This is a genomic window from Flavobacterium marginilacus (assembly GCF_026870155.1).
GTDB lineage: Bacteria > Bacteroidota > Bacteroidia > Flavobacteriales > Flavobacteriaceae > Flavobacterium > Flavobacterium marginilacus.
Map to the genome: position 1 here is coordinate 1,562,566 of NZ_CP113975.1, position 15,047 is coordinate 1,577,612.

Genomic DNA, 15,047 nt, shown 5'->3' on the forward strand with positions numbered 1-15,047 from the left:
TTTGATTTTTTTCCCGCTTTAACCATTTTGATATTTTTTCTTTTGTCAGACTATCCTATATTTATAAAAAAAATGCGAGAGTGACGTTGTATTAACTTAAGGAAGGATAATGGGAAAGTCAAGAAAAGAGTTTAGCTATGAAGAGCTTCTTAAAAAAGTTAAGGAGCAGGAACTGCTGATAAAAGCGTTACATGATGAGAAGGAGGATAAAATCAATTTTGAGTATTTTATAAAAAATTCTCCTGATTTAGCCTGCATTGTAGGTGCTAATGCTTATTTTAAAATGGTTAATGACTCTTTTGTTAATGTGCTTGGATATTCAAAAGAAGAATTATTATCTAAACCATTTTTTGAATTTATTCATCCTGATGATCTGGAAAAGACTTCATCAGTATTCACTTTGTTACCCAAAAATTCTCCAGTAGTTGATTTTGAAAACAGATATATAAAAAAAAATGGTGAAATCGTTATTCTGCAGTGGAAATCCAATTTAAATTATTCCAATAACTTAGTATATTCGATTGCCAGGGACATTACTGATATTAGAAAAACACAGGAAAAACTGTTATCCAGTGAAAAATCATTAAACGAAGCTCAAAAAATTGCAAAAATCGGAAGCTGGGATTTTAATTTAATAACTCAGGAATTGAATTGGTCCAACGAATTGTATAAAATTTTTGAATTTGAAAAAATCCAAAATGATACTGAGCTTTACGGGAAATACTTGTCCTGTTTTTTGCCAAAAGATGCAGAAATATTAAGGCTGAATATTAATAAAACCATTGCAGGCAGTGAACCGTATGAAATGGAACATCAGATTATACTGCCAAACAAAAAAATAAAATGGGTATACTGCACTGGAGTTTCGGTAACTGACAGTAATGGCAATGTAGTTGCTCTGAAAGGTGTTGTTCAGGATATTACTCAAAAAAAAGAAATAGCCGATACCATTAAAGCAAAAGAAAAAGCAGAAGCCTCTAATAAAGCAAAGTCTGATTTTCTTGCAAACATGAGCCATGAAATACGCACACCTCTCAATGGAATTATAGGTTTTACCGATTTACTGCTTAAAACAAAATTTGATAAAGACCAGTTAGAATATCTTTCTACAGTAAATGAATCAGCAAATACATTGATGGAAATCATCAATAATATTCTTGATTTTTCTAAAATTGAATCGGGTAAGCTGGAATTGATTTCTGAAGAAATTGATATCTACGAATTATCAAATCAAATAATAAATTTATTCAAATATGAAGCCAATCATAAAAAAATTGATTTGGTACTCCATATTGATCATGCTGTTCCGCAGTTTATAAAAGGAGATTCTTTCCGGCTGAAACAGATATTAGTGAATTTGCTGAGTAATGCAATGAAATTTACTTTTTCGGGGCATATAAAGCTTAAGATTGAACAAGCTGATGCAGATGAAATTGTCTCCAATATTAAATTTTCGGTAATCGATACAGGAATTGGTATAAAGACTCAAAATCAAAAGAAAATTTTTCAGTCATTTATTCAGGCAGATAATACCACTACAAGAAAATACGGCGGAACCGGTTTGGGTCTGGCTATTTCAAGCCAGCTTTTGAAATTAAAAAAGAGTAAACTAAAACTGACTAGCTCATTTGGAGTTGGCAGTGAATTCTTTTTTATTATTCCTTTTGAAAAAATTAATGAAAAAGAAAACAGTCCTTTGATTCCAATGAATTTTAAAGAAAAAAAATCTTCAGAGATTTCTAATTCTCTCGATAATTATAAAATATTAATTGCCGAAGACAATAAAATAAATATGCTTTTGGCCAAAACATTAGTCAAAAAAATTATTGGCAGCTGTACTGTAATTGAAGCCGCAAATGGTTATGATGCAGTAGTCCTTTCTGAAATGGAACTGCCAGACCTTATTTTGATGGATATTCAGATGCCGATTCAAAATGGTTATGACGCTACTACGGCCATTCGGAAATCGAAAACGGTTATGCATATTCCTGTTATAGCTTTGACCGCAGGAGTTTTAAACGGCGAGAAGGATAAATGCATCAGCCACGGAATGTCAGATTACATCACAAAACCAATAGTTCATGCTGATTTAGAAAAAGTACTGCATAAATGGCTGAAAAAGTAAGGACAGACAGCTTTTTTTTATTGGTCTCAAATAGAGTTTAAAACTATGCACTTTCAGGGCATCTCGCTTTAGCTTCCAAAAAAGTTTTTGCCACAGATTCACAGATTTTAAAATCATTTTTTATCTGTGAATCTGTGGCAAAATTTCATCAATTTTCGCAATCCAACTTTGCACTTTCAGTCTGCCTAAGCAAATCTATGGACTTTCAGGCCATAGTGGTTTAGTCTATTTTTTATTTTTTTTGACAAATTATGTTCTCAATTATTTGTGAGTTAGTGCGTTGTGTCAAATAATTTTTATACCTTTAATTTCATATTTTCCCCAAAACTTCAATCAATTATTTCTAATTAGCATTTTGTTATAAACTGTGCATACTGTTTAAATGCTGTCTCTAAATATTATTATCTATTTGAAAAAAAAGCGATTCCTTATATGATTTTTTAACTAATACATTTTGCAGATATGAAAGAAAAATTACCATCTGTTGAAGAATTGTTACAAAAAATAAAAAAGCAGGAAAATACCATTTCGCTATTGCAAAAGAAGATTGATTCTATTGCTAATTATGAGTTTTTTACCAGAGAAACTTCAGATTTTATTTGTGTTTCAGATTTAAACAGAAATCTGAAAGATTTTAACCTAGTATTCATTAATAAATTAGGTTACTCCAAAAGAGAATTATTACTGAAGAGTTTTCTCAATTACATTCATCCGGATGATATACCCAAAGTAGAGTTTTCTGCACAAGAACTTTTAAGCGGAAAAAAGTCTGTTATTTCTGAAAACAGAATCATTACAAAAAGCGGAGAACACATAACAGTGCAGTGGACTTCTATTATAAATCCTTCCAAAAATTTAGTGTATTCTATAGGCAGAGACATTACCGAAATCAGAAAAATTCAAGAGCAGTTATCAGCAAGCGAAAGTTTATTGAATGATGCTCAGAAAATTGCTAAAATTGGAAGCTGGGAATTCAATATTGTTACTAATGAATTGATTTGGTCCAACGAATTGTATCAAATTTTTGAAATGGAAAAAAGTCTTTTAGTCCCTTTATTTGATAACTATTTAAACTATTTTACAGAAGAGGATAAAGAACTGCTGTATGCCAGAATAAATGGCTGTATACAAAAGAAAGAGCCTTATGAAGTAACACATAAAATACTATTTCCCAACAATAGGTTTAAATGGATTTATGGAACAGGAATTCCAGTGTTAAACGATAAAAATGAAGTTGTAGCCCTGAGGGGAATTGCTCAGGACGTTACCGAAAAAAAACGGATAGAAAGTGAAATTCTGGCCAAAGAAAAAGAAGTTGAAAGTATCAGGGACAAAGAGCGGGAGCAGAGGAGTAATGCCAAGTTTAGAAATTACGTTGAAAATGCACCCGACGGGGTTATAGTTGTTACCAAAGAAGGACAGTTTCTGGAAATAAATCCTGCAGCATCAAAAATTACAGGATATTCAAAAAAGAAATTATTAAAAAAATCACTAAATGATTTAACACCATCGAATTTTTTACCAAAGATTGAATCGGTTTTAAGCACTCTTTTTCTGAATGAAACCTCAAATGATATTATTCCTTTTATACATAGTGATAAAGGCAAACGTCTTTGGTCAATTGATGCAGTTAAACTGTCAGAAAAGCAGGCTTTACTCTTTGTAAGAGATGTTACCGAACGGGAAAAAGCGGAAGTAAAACTGAAAGAAAGTGAGCTTTTTTTAAAAGAAACCCAAAGCATAGCTCAGATAGGGACTTACAGTATTAATATGTACACCGGAAAATGGGCACGTACTGATTTACTGGATACTATTTTAGGCATTGATGCTGATTATGATCTGGATGAAGCAAGCTGGACTGCTTTAGTGCACCCGGACTGGAGAGAGAAATTAGCTGTCTATTTCCAAGAAGAAGTGGTTGGTAAAAGAAAACAATTTGACAGAGAATATAAAATAATAAGAGTAAACGATAAAGAAGAACGCTGGGTGCATGGACTTGGAACCTTAAAGTGGGACGAAGAAAATAAGCCTTTGGTTATTTTGGGAACTATACGGGATATTACCGAGCACAAATTATTGGAGTTAGAATTAATCAGAGCTAAAGAAAAGGCAGAAGACAGCGAAAAAGATTTGTATGTAAAATATAATGAATACGAAGAAATAAACGAAAAATTAAAGCAAACCAATAAAGAATTAAAAAAGGCCAAAATTCAAGCAGAAGAAGCCAATAAAGCCAAATCGGATTTTTTATCGAATATGAGTCACGAGATCCGTACGCCACTAAACGGGATAGTAGGTTTCACTGATTTATTGATGAAAACTGAACTCGAAAAAAACCAATTGGAGTATATGTCAACGGTCAATATTTCGGCCAATTCTTTAATGGAAATTATTAATGACATACTTGATTTTTCCAAAATTGAATCCGGTAAATTAGATCTGAACATTGAAAATGTTGATCTTTTTAGACTGCTGCATCAGGTGATAGAATTGTTTAAACATCAAGCCAATCTCAAAAATATCGATTTGTCGCTTACTATAGGGGAAAATGTTCCGCAGTATATATATGCAGATTCGATTCGGCTGAAACAGATATTGGTGAATTTAATAAGCAATGCTTTAAAATTTACTTCTTTCGGTCACATCCATTTGGATGCTGAACAGATAAAAGGGGGCAAAAAAAAAACGGGCATAAAATTTTCTATCAAAGATACCGGTATTGGAATCAAGCTGTACAATCAAAAGAAAATTTTCAATTCCTTTGTGCAGGAAGACAATGCTACATCAAGAAAATTTGGAGGTACTGGTTTAGGGCTGGCTATTTCCAATCTGCTTCTTGGACTGATGAAGAGTAACCTTCAGCTGAAAAGTAAGTATGGAGACGGAAGTGATTTTTTCTTTTTGGTTAAATTTAAAAAAGCTGAACCTCCTAAAGATACTTTTGCCGATTTGATGTCCAATAAGGTAATCTCAAAGATTGAAGGTTCAAATAATTTGGGCATACTGCGTATTTTGATTGTAGAAGACAATAAAATAAATATGTTCCTGGCTAAAACATTGGTAAAAAGGATTATTCCTAACGCTATTATCCTAGAAGCTATGGACGGACAGGAGGGTGTAGAACAGTTCAAAATCAATAATCCAGATTTGATTTTAATGGATATACAAATGCCTATCAAAAACGGATATGACGCTGCTGTGGAAATTAGAAACCATAAAAAAGGATGCGAATTACCGATAATCGCTTTAACTGCTGGAATTATGGTTGGCGAAAAAGATAAATGTCTCGAATTTGGGATGAACGATTATATTTCCAAACCAATAATCGAAGACGATCTGGAAGCGGTACTCCGAAGATGGTTGTTCACAAAAATCGTTTAGACTAACCCAAGAAACTATTATTGTAATCCGAAATTTTTAAACAGCTCCTGATAATTTGGATTGGAAGAATCCAGTTGTTTTAGCTGAAGAACCGTCTGCTGTGCTTTAGTCTGGTTTCCGGATTGAATGTACACAAAAGCAAGTGCATAATATAAATCGGGTGTGTCAGGATTTATAGTAATTCCTTTTTGCAGTACCGTTTCGGCTTCCTTGAATTTTTTCTTAGTATTGAGCATTAGCCCATAATTATAATACACTCTTGGGTTTTGCGATTTTAAGGCTATCGCTTTCGCAAAAGAATTTTCCGCAGCATCCTGATTGTTCATTTCATTGTATAATAATGCCAGGTTGTAGTAGATACGTTCGTTATTTGGATCATTTTTTAAAGTTTTCTGTAAAACCTGTAAGGAAGCATCGTTTTTGCCAACGGCATTATAAAGCGAAGATAAATTAAGTAAAGCATAATTCATCTGATTGTCTTTTTTGAGTCCTTTTAGATAGAACGATTCGGCATTTGTATAATCCTGAATTTTCAAATAATAATCGGCCAGCATTACATTTCCAGTTGAAAAATCGGTTTGATAATGAAGAAAACTAACTAATTCTTTATCGGCTGCAGTATATGCATCTGCAAATTGGCTTGGGATCTGGTTTTTTGGTAAACCCAAAAATAAATCAGCTGCAGCGATTCGGACAGCCCTCACGTTATCCGACAATAATGGGCCGGCACTTTTAATCCAATTCTCAGCAGGGAAAATAGCCAGACTGCGCAAAGCTCTGTAGCGTACCTGTGCATCTTTATGGTTTAAACAGGATAACAGTGTATTTAAACTGGTTTGGTCACTAAAACTTCCTAAGTAGAAAACAGCTGTAGCCTTAATTATATTTGGGATATTTGGGGTGTTTATTAACTGTATCAGATGAGGTTCACTGTTGTTATCCAGTTTACTTCCAGGAATTAGGTCGTCGGCAAAATGATATTTTCGGTTTGGACCATACCATTTGATTACTGCATCGGCCAGAGTTTTTTCTGATTTGTCTTTATGGCAGTTGCTGCAGGCATTTGGTGTGCCGTATTTTACAGACAGGTCAGGACGGGGCACTCTAAAACTATGATCGTGGCGCAGATCGTTACCCATATATATTTTTCCAGGCATGTGGCAGTTTACACAAAGTGATCCTTTTGAATTGGATGTATGAAAAGTGTGTTTTGGCGTGTTGTATTTGGAAGTGTTATGGCATTGTACACACGTCTGATTATCGATATGTTTCAGTTTGATGCTGTGCGGATTGTGGCAGTTACTGCATTTTACGCCTTTGCTGTACATTTTGCTCTGCAAAAAGGAAGTGTAAATATAATCTTCATCATTGACTTGTCCATCTGCATGGAAAAATTCGGTATCGGGAATCTGCGGAATATAATTATCCATAATTTCTTTACTGTCGATGTGTTTCGCACTGATTTCGGAAACGCGGGCATGACAGGGCGCGCAGGTATTGATCTGCTCCAATTGTCCTGAGTTTCTGCCTAGCTTCATAAAACTTCCAGTTACTTTATCGCCTGATTTATAGTCGGAGCTGTTTACATAATTTAAATGCTTTTGTCCAGCTCCGTGACAGCTTTCGCAGCTTACATTGATTACGCTGTAGCTGGTTTTGTAAGTATCGGTTTTGGTGTCGTAATTTTTATGCAGATTGGTCGAATGGCAGGATGCACACATCGTATTCCAATTTTGGGCATTGCCAGTCCAATGCAGCCAGTCGTGTGAAGGTATTTTCTGCCCTGTATATTGATTGAACCATTTTCTTTTATTTACATCCCAGCTCAAACGGGGAACCTGCATTCTTCCTCCAGGAAAATGAACCAGATATTGCTGCAGGGGTTTGTATCCAAAGATGTATTTTACTTCAAAATCATGGTTTTTACCGTCAGCTCCTTCGGTATTGATGAAAAATTTAGAGCCTTTTTTAAAGAATCTGCTCGTAATGCCGTCAGCAGTGAAGGTTACATTATTAAAATCTCCTTTTACAGTCGAATCATTGGCAGGAAGCATTGACATATAATGGTCTGACTGTTTCCATTGATGATGTTCGGAGGTATGGCATTTTACACAGGACTTATCACCTACATAGGTATTATTGACAAAAAGAGATTCGGTATATTCAGCATCTTTCGTACTACAGCTGTCAACAATAAAAACTCTAAAAACCACAAAGATTAGAAGGATGGCTATAATAATTGATGATTTTTTGAGCATGAAGAGTTAGTTTTCTCAAAAATATAGAATTTTAAAACAGAAGCAAAGGTATTTTTTGCAATAATTAGCAATAAATACAGTGCTTTTACAAAAAAAAGAGTGTCTGAATAAACAAACACTCTTTTCGGGGCATTATAAATTAATTACATTACGCTTTCTTTTTAGTTTTAGCATCACAACAAGACTTTTTAGATTTGTCGCACGCTTTTTTTTCTTTTGCAGAACATTCTTTTTTAGGAGTTTCTTTAGGCTTTGTTTCCTGAGCACTTACATTCATACCTGCTGAAAAAAGAGCTACTGCTATAATGGTGATTAGGTTTTTCATTTTTTTTGATTTTTGATTTTAAAGTGATTCAAAAGTATTATTTTTTTTGAATCAGAATCATTAATTAACTTTTCTCTACAATAATTTTAACTAAATCGGCAGTACTTAATACCCCAGACTGTCTCCATAACTGCTTTCCGTTTTGGAAAAGTATCATTGTAGGAACACTGCGTACCTGATATTGTGCCGCAATCTGCTGGTTTTTGTCTACGTCAATTTTGATGATCGAAACTCGGTCACCTAAACTGTCTTTTACTTGTTTTAGAATAGGTGCCAATGTTTGGCATGGTCCGCACCATGTCGCAAAAAAATCAACCAGCACTGGTTTTTCAGATTGTATTATATCGTTGAAAGTACTCATTTTTTAGGGTATTTGTTTTTGGGAACGGCACAGCCTTTTGGTCCGCATCCTGAATTAAATAGTGCTTGAATAAAGAAAAATAAACCAAAGATAATAAAAAACCATTCGTGCGTATTGTAGGCCTGTACGAATAAAAATACGGCAAAAGCTAAACGGAAAATCCGCATGACATGCCAGTTGCTTAACAATAAATTTTTCATTCTTTTGGGTTTATTTTTTTTGAAATTCAATCCATAATTCAGTTCCGGATCTTGGTGCAACAGAATTTTGACATTCTTCCATTTTTATAAAATTAAAAGTGTCTTTGAAAAGTATTTCATATTCTTTTTGGCTTCCGCCAAAAGGAGGATTACTTTCGAATATTCTGTTGAATAATAGTCCGGCAATTGTTCCTTCTTTGGCTAAAAGCTGATGCATTTTTGATACATAATCTTCACGCATCTCAGGCAGCAGTGCGCAAAAAAAGGTTTGTTCGATTATTAAATCATATTCTCCCTGATGTTCAAAAAAATCGCCTAAAATAATATTGATAGCAGGGCTGTTTCTGAACTTGATTTTTAATTTTTCTACCAATACTGGAGCAATATCGATAATCGTAATATTAGTAAATTCTTGTTCCAAAAGATATTCGGCTTCGTAGGAGTTCCCACAGCCGGGAATCAAGATTCGAATGTTTTTATTTTTTAATGTATCAATGTGACTTTTTATAGGGGGAGAAATTGTTCCAAGATCCCAGCCTAATATGTCGGCTTTATATTGATTATCCCAAAAAGTTTGATTGCTGTTTTCCATTTTTATTTGATGTTCTTAGGTGTTCGCGAGAGGGATAGAAATAAGCTACCAAAGTAGCATGGATAGCCCGACCGCATTAAGGAAAGTGGCCGACTAACCGCAACGAGAAGCTGGCCGCTTTTATTAATGTGGTCTCGCCCTAATTGTTCTTTTTATTTTTTGAATTTGGCATTGCCATTGATTTTTGTTATTGAATCTTGCTTTGGCACACAAAATCCGTTCTGGGAATATCCGTTTTGGAGATGGCACTGAATCCTCCTTCAATCTCACTGAAATTTCGGAAACCGCGGGCATACAGAATAGAGGATGCGATCATACTGCGGTATCCTCCGGCGCAATGCATAAAAAAGTGTTCGTTTGGATTGATGTCTTTTATCCAGTCGTTGATGCTGGCGAGCGGTTTACAGTAAGCTTCAGCAACATGCTCAGCACGGTATTCTGTTTCTTTGCGGATATCGATTATTTTGCTTTCGCCAATTTTTACTTGTTTTTGAAACTCTTCGGCGGTTATTCTTTTTATGGTGTCAACGTCTTTTTCTGAATTTTTCCAACTTTCGAAACCGCCTTTTAAATGACCAATTAAATTGTCAAAACCTACACGGCTCAATCGGGTTACGGTTTCTTCTTCGCGTCCCAGTTCGGTAATTAACAGAATGGGCTGTTTTACATTGGCAATTAAAGCGCCTGCCCAAGGAGCAAAATCACCATCAATACCGATGTTTATAGACTGCGGAATGAAGCCTTTGGCAAAATCGCTGTTTTTTCGGGTATCTAATAGTAATGCTCCGGTTTCATCTGCGGCAGATTCAAATTCGGTAACCGATAAAGCGTTCATTCCGTGTTTTAGAACTTCCTGAAAACTGTCATATCCTTTTTTGTTCATAGCGACATTCATGCCAAAATAGGCTGGGGGAGGAAGCAGTCCGTCAGTTACTTCAGTTATGAATTCGGCTTCGGTCATGTTGGCTCTCAATGCATAATTGCTGGCTTTTTGGTTTCCAATGGTCGAAACCGTTTCTTTGCTCATGTTTTTACCGCAGGCACTGCCAGCACCGTGGGCTGGATATACAATAACATCATCTGCTAAAGTCATAATTTTGTTTCTTAACGAATGAAACAGCAGCCCAGCTAATTGTTCCTGAGTCATTGAAGTGGCTTTTTGAGCAAGATCTGGTCTTCCTACATCGCCAATAAACAAAGTGTCACCAGAGAAAATAGCATGATCTTTTCCGTTTTCGTCAATCAGCAAATAAGTAGAGCTTTCTAATGTATGGCCAGGAGTATGCAGTACTTTTATTTTGATATTTCCTATTTCGAATAGTTGATTATCAGCTGCAATGACAGCTTCAAATTCGGGTTTTGCAGTTGGTCCATAGACTATGGCAGCACCGGTTTCTTTGCTTAAATCAAGATGACCCGAAACAAAATCGGCATGAAAATGGGTTTCAAAAATATATTTCAGTTTTGCGCCATCACGTTCGATTCTGTCCAGATAAGGCTGTGTTTCTCTTAACGGATCAATTATAACCGCTTCGCCATCAGAAGTGATATAATAAGCTCCCTGAGCCAAACATCCTGTGTATATTTGTTCTATCTGCATGATTTTTATTTTGTATAAAGTTACTAAGTTTCTGTTGAGTTACTAAGATTCTGAGCTGCTAAGAAGCTAAGTTTAATGGTTTAAATTTGTTTAACTGTTTAAAAGTTTAATCGTTAAAAAGTTTTAAGTAAAAGATTTAGAAATTCAGCATCTTAGCTGCTTAAAAAAATCTCCTTGACAACGATGTAAATTCCCATTACCAGAATAAACCAGCCAAACATTGGCTTGAGTTTATTACCGTCTATTTTTTTTGATAATTGTGTACCGATAATCATTCCGATGAAAGCCATGCTTGAAATGCTGGCTAAAAAAATATAATTGATAGGTGTCTTAATGTATAAATCACCTAAAAAACCAATAGCCGAGTTTATAAATATGATTAATAATGAAGTGCCAACCGCTTGTTTAATTGGTAAATTAGCAAAAAATAAAAGAGCAGGAATGATTAAAAAACCGCCGCCGGCACCTAGAAAACCAGTTATGATTCCGACAACTGCTCCAATTGCTGACAGCTGCCAATAATTGGTATGGAGAACTTGTGTCTGTGTTATGGTCTTGCTGATCATAGAAAAAGAAGCAGTAATCATCAGAACTGCAAAAATGATCATAATCAGAAAGTTTTTGGTAACTTGAAAATCATTTATTGTAAAAAGTATATTCGGAATTTTTAAAATAATTACTTCCCGAATAACCAATATTGAAAATACTGAGGGTACTGCAAAATATAATGCCGATTTGATTTTGAGGTTTCCCATTCGGTAATGGCTGAAACATCCTGATAAAGCTGTAATTCCTACGATGAATAAGGAGTAACTGGTTGCCAGTTTTGGATCAATTTTAAACAAATAGACCAATATCGGAATGGTCAAAATTGAACCACCGCCACCGATTAACCCCAGTGAGAGACCTATTATGACTGCAGCCAAATAACCGAAATATTCCATGTTTTGTTTTGTTTACGGCAAAGATGCAAAGACTATTGCTGATCTTTGGTAACTTTTGTCACTTTTGGAAAAGTTGTGGAATTTGAGATTTGTATTTTGTGTTTTTTTAAAATTTACATCAATATTTCAATCTGATTACGGGACAGAATTACCAGACCTCTCTGTTCCATTTTCTTTAGCAGTCTCGAAATAACTTCTCTTGATGTATTTAAATCAGAGCTGATTTCCTGATGCGAAAGTTTCAGTTCTTTACAACCGCAGGCTTCTACCTGGCGTTTTAGATAAAATTCCAAGCGTTCGTCCATTGCTCTGAAGGCGATACTGTCAATTACTTCCAGCATTTCTTCCAGGCGGTTACGGTAGGAACCTACAACAAATTCGTACCAGCTTCTGTGCTGCATCATCCATTTGTCCATCATTGATAACGGCAGCATGATGATTTCGGCATCTTCAACCGCTTTTGCCATGATTTTGCTTTTTTCATTTTTGACTGCACAAACCATCGATAGCGCGCAGGCTTGCCCAGGCTGTAAATAATACATGAAAAATTCTCCTCCGTCGCTGTCTTCACGATAGACTTTGATTGTTCCTTTAACTAACAGAACAGTATTTTTTATGTACTGCCCAGTGCGCATAATGACCTCTCCGGTACTGAATGTCCTGATGATTTCATTTGCTTTGATATCCTGTATCAATTCGTTAGAGAAAGTCGGGAATATTTTTTTTAACAGTTCAGGCATCGGATTTATTTTAAAAAAATAATTTTAGAATTTTAAGAGTGTAAAAATAATGAAAATATGTGCTTATCTATAATTGAAATTGAGTATGATATAGTGTGAGGATAGTTTGTGTATTACGAAAACGTTTTCTTTAAAATATTGTGTAATTCACAAAAAACAAGTGTATTGTTTGAGAAAAATCTCGTATTTTTACGAAAAATTATATATTATGAATTTGACACAAGAAGAATGGGTTTCTCAAATGAAAGCCGATGAAAATGCAGTCCTATTAGATGTAAGAACCGAAGACGAATGCGATCAAGGAATAATAGAAGGATCTATTAATATTGATATTCATAAAGGACAGGAGTTTGTCGATGCTGTTGCAGCATTAGATAAGAGTAAAAATTATTATGTATACTGCCGTTCCGGAATGAGGAGTGCAAAGGCATGTGAAATAATGAACGAATTAGGTATAGAAAATGCTTATAATCTGCTTGGCGGCATTATAGAATGGGAAGGTGATATAGTTTAATATCACAAAGAGGCACTGCCTCTTTTTAAATTTATTAGGAAATAACCAAAATAACCAAAGAATGAATACGATACCTCAAGAATTCCAAATTACGTCTCTGCTTAATCAAGACACTTATTTGGTAAATGGTGAATTAAAAAAATGGACTGGAAAAACAACACCTGTATATTCAACTATATCTTCAACGGAGAAATATGAACCAACATTATTAGGTTCTATTCCGTTTATGGGCGAAGCAGAAGCGCTGGAGGTTGCAGAATCTGCCAGAGCGGCTTTTGATAACGGACAAGGATTATGGCCAACAATGAAAGTGGTTGACCGTATCAAATGCATGGAAAAGTTTGTTGTTAAAATGAAAGAAACCCGTGCAGAAGTAGTTAAACTTTTGATGTGGGAAATTGGAAAAACACTTGGCGATTCTGAAAAAGAATTTGACAGAACTGTAGAATACATTCAGGATACTATCGAAAGTTATAAAGAACTGAACAGCCGTTCTGCTTATTTTTCGAAAGTTCAAGGTATAAACGCAATGGTGCGCAGAGGACCAATTGGAGTTGTATTGTGTCTTGGACCTTACAACTATCCGCTGAATGAGACATTTACACTGCTTATACCTGCTTTGATTATGGGGAATCCTGTAATATTCAAGCCGGCAAAACATGGTGTATTATTGATTTCACCTTTATTGGAAGCTTTCAAAAGCAGTTTTCCAAAAGGCGTAATCAGCATTGTTTATGGAAGAGGAAGGGAAATTGCTTCGCCGATAATGAAATCTGGAAAAGTAGATATTCTGGCTTTAATCGGAAACAGTAAATCAGCTATTGCTTTACAGGATCAGCACCCTAATAAAAACAGACTGCGTCTGGTATTAGGTCTGGAGGCTAAAAATCCAGCTATTATACTTCCGGATGCCGATTTAGATTTGGCTATTCAGGAATGTATTGCAGGAACTTTATCTTTTAACGGACAAAGATGTACTGCGCTAAAAATTATTTATGTTCACGAAAATGTAGCCGCTGAATTCAACAAGCGTTTTGCCGAAAAAGTAGATGCATTAAAGTTTGGAAATCCTTGGGAAAAAGGAGTTGCTTTAACACCGCTTCCAGAGACCGAAAAACCGGCATATATTCAGGAATTAATTGATGATGCTGTCAGCAAAGGGGCAAAAGTAATTAATGCAAAAGGAGGAGAACATTCAGATAATTTTATATTCCCTGCTATTTTGTTCCCAATTAATAAAGAGATGCGTGTTTATCATGAAGAGCAGTTTGGTCCGGTAGTACCAATTTTGACTTTCAAAGATATTCAGGAGCCATTAAATGATATGGCCGAGTCCAATTACGGACAGCAGGTAAGTTTGTTTGGTAAAAACATCAAAACTATTGCACCGCTTATTGATACTTTGGTGAATTTGGTTTGTCGTGTTAACCTCAACAGTTCTTGTCAGCGAGGACCAGACGTTTTTCCTTTCACAGGAAGAAAAGATTCTGCTTTCGGGACATTGAGTATTCATGATGCTTTGCGTTCGTTCTCAATTAGAACTTTCGTCGCTTCAAAAGACAATGCATATAATAATGAAATTCTGCAGGAATTATTAAACAGTAAAGAATCGAATTTCATCAATACCGATTATATTTTGTAATCGTTTTTTAAAATAGTTTAAAACCGTCTCGTTGCATGCTGTAATGAGACGGTTTTTTGTTGCACATAGATTCTGCACTTAAAACATTTTTTCAAAATATTTCTAAAGCCATATTAAAGAATAGCAGTTTTTAGTTTTAATAAAGCAGGAGTAAACTGATAAAAATAAAATATAGATTTATTAGAAAATCAACACAGAATCTTTGCATGAAATTGGTTTGCGAAAACACTTAGATACAAGAGATGGAAGTATTTGAATCTCTTTTGAAAAATAACTGTTTGATTATTAAGAGGATTACTTTCGAAAGTATGATAATTATTGCTTAAATTAGTAGTAAGTTTTAAAATTTATCAAACATCAAAAAG

Annotated in this window: 12 protein-coding genes; 4 read left to right on the forward strand and 8 right to left on the reverse strand. The window is 34.9% G+C overall.

Going from position 1 to position 15,047, the window contains the following annotated elements:
• Positions 1–109 precede the first annotated feature (109 nt).
• Both OZP07_RS06860 and OZP07_RS06865 read left to right on the forward strand, forming a co-directional pair.
• A complete protein-coding gene (locus OZP07_RS06860) occupies positions 110–2,125 on the forward strand; it encodes a PAS domain-containing protein (protein ID WP_281637750.1) in 2,016 nt (671 codons plus the stop codon).
• A 462-nt stretch (positions 2,126–2,587) separates the two neighbouring features.
• A complete protein-coding gene (locus OZP07_RS06865) occupies positions 2,588–5,506 on the forward strand; it encodes a PAS domain-containing hybrid sensor histidine kinase/response regulator (protein WP_281637751.1) in 2,919 nt (972 codons plus the stop codon).
• 17 nt (positions 5,507–5,523) lie between these two features.
• Here the strand turns inward: OZP07_RS06865 and OZP07_RS06870 are convergent, their stop codons facing one another.
• The 8 genes from OZP07_RS06870 to OZP07_RS06905 form a co-directional block, all read right to left on the reverse strand.
• Positions 5,524–7,764, reverse strand: a complete 2,241-nt coding sequence (locus tag OZP07_RS06870; RefSeq protein WP_281637752.1) for a tetratricopeptide repeat protein — start codon at positions 7,762–7,764, stop codon at positions 5,524–5,526.
• A 148-nt stretch (positions 7,765–7,912) separates the two neighbouring features.
• Entirely contained in the window at positions 7,913–8,089 is a 177-nt protein-coding gene (locus OZP07_RS06875) for a hypothetical protein (RefSeq protein WP_281637753.1), read from the reverse strand.
• Positions 8,090–8,153: 64 nt separating this feature from the next.
• Positions 8,154–8,450 (reverse strand): thioredoxin, encoded by a 297-nt coding sequence (gene trxA / locus OZP07_RS06880; RefSeq protein WP_194644057.1) that lies wholly within the window; start codon positions 8,448–8,450, stop codon positions 8,154–8,156.
• Entirely contained in the window at positions 8,447–8,650 is a 204-nt protein-coding gene (locus OZP07_RS06885; protein ID WP_281637754.1) for a hypothetical protein, read from the reverse strand. The genes trxA and OZP07_RS06885 overlap by 4 nt, the downstream gene beginning before the upstream one ends.
• 10 nt (positions 8,651–8,660) lie before the next feature.
• Positions 8,661–9,242, reverse strand: coding sequence for a methyltransferase domain-containing protein (locus OZP07_RS06890; RefSeq protein WP_281637755.1), 582 nt, complete (start codon positions 9,240–9,242; stop codon positions 8,661–8,663).
• Between the two features lie 187 nt (positions 9,243–9,429).
• A complete protein-coding gene (locus OZP07_RS06895; protein ID WP_281637756.1) occupies positions 9,430–10,842 on the reverse strand; it encodes an MBL fold metallo-hydrolase in 1,413 nt (470 codons plus the stop codon).
• A 152-nt stretch (positions 10,843–10,994) separates the two neighbouring features.
• Positions 10,995–11,786 (reverse strand): sulfite exporter TauE/SafE family protein, encoded by a 792-nt coding sequence (locus tag OZP07_RS06900; RefSeq protein WP_281637757.1) that lies wholly within the window; start codon positions 11,784–11,786, stop codon positions 10,995–10,997.
• Positions 11,787–11,899: 113 nt separating this feature from the next.
• Complete coding sequence (locus OZP07_RS06905; protein WP_194644066.1) at positions 11,900–12,526, reverse strand: Crp/Fnr family transcriptional regulator; 627 nt, start codon at positions 12,524–12,526, stop codon at positions 11,900–11,902.
• Positions 12,527–12,734: 208 nt separating this feature from the next.
• Here OZP07_RS06905 and OZP07_RS06910 point away from each other — a divergent pair, with 208 nt between their 5' ends.
• On the forward strand, positions 12,735–13,040 hold the full coding sequence (locus tag OZP07_RS06910; RefSeq protein WP_194644068.1) for a rhodanese-like domain-containing protein: 306 nt from the start codon (positions 12,735–12,737) through the stop codon (positions 13,038–13,040).
• A 61-nt stretch (positions 13,041–13,101) separates the two neighbouring features.
• Positions 13,102–14,682, forward strand: coding sequence for an NADP-dependent glyceraldehyde-3-phosphate dehydrogenase (locus tag OZP07_RS06915; RefSeq protein WP_194644070.1), 1,581 nt, complete (start codon positions 13,102–13,104; stop codon positions 14,680–14,682).
• Positions 14,683–15,047: the final 365 nt, after the last annotated feature.

Bases quoted from the DNA above. Each gene is read 5' to 3' on its own strand.
- OZP07_RS06860 (WP_281637750.1), top strand. From the start codon at position 110: ATGGGAAAGTCAAGAAAAGAGTTTAGCTATGAAGAGCTTCTTAAAAAA.
- OZP07_RS06865 (WP_281637751.1), top strand. From the start codon at position 2,588: ATGAAAGAAAAATTACCATCTGTTGAAGAATTGTTACAAAAAATAAAA.
- OZP07_RS06870 (WP_281637752.1), bottom strand. From the start codon at position 7,764: ATGCTCAAAAAATCATCAATTATTATAGCCATCCTTCTAATCTTTGTG.
- OZP07_RS06875 (WP_281637753.1), bottom strand. From the start codon at position 8,089: ATGAAAAACCTAATCACCATTATAGCAGTAGCTCTTTTTTCAGCAGGT.
- trxA (WP_194644057.1), bottom strand. From the start codon at position 8,450: ATGAGTACTTTCAACGATATAATACAATCTGAAAAACCAGTGCTGGTT.
- OZP07_RS06885 (WP_281637754.1), bottom strand. From the start codon at position 8,650: ATGAAAAATTTATTGTTAAGCAACTGGCATGTCATGCGGATTTTCCGT.
- OZP07_RS06890 (WP_281637755.1), bottom strand. From the start codon at position 9,242: ATGGAAAACAGCAATCAAACTTTTTGGGATAATCAATATAAAGCCGAC.
- OZP07_RS06895 (WP_281637756.1), bottom strand. From the start codon at position 10,842: ATGCAGATAGAACAAATATACACAGGATGTTTGGCTCAGGGAGCTTAT.
- OZP07_RS06900 (WP_281637757.1), bottom strand. From the start codon at position 11,786: ATGGAATATTTCGGTTATTTGGCTGCAGTCATAATAGGTCTCTCACTG.
- OZP07_RS06905 (WP_194644066.1), bottom strand. From the start codon at position 12,526: ATGCCTGAACTGTTAAAAAAAATATTCCCGACTTTCTCTAACGAATTG.
- OZP07_RS06910 (WP_194644068.1), top strand. From the start codon at position 12,735: ATGAATTTGACACAAGAAGAATGGGTTTCTCAAATGAAAGCCGATGAA.
- OZP07_RS06915 (WP_194644070.1), top strand. From the start codon at position 13,102: ATGAATACGATACCTCAAGAATTCCAAATTACGTCTCTGCTTAATCAA.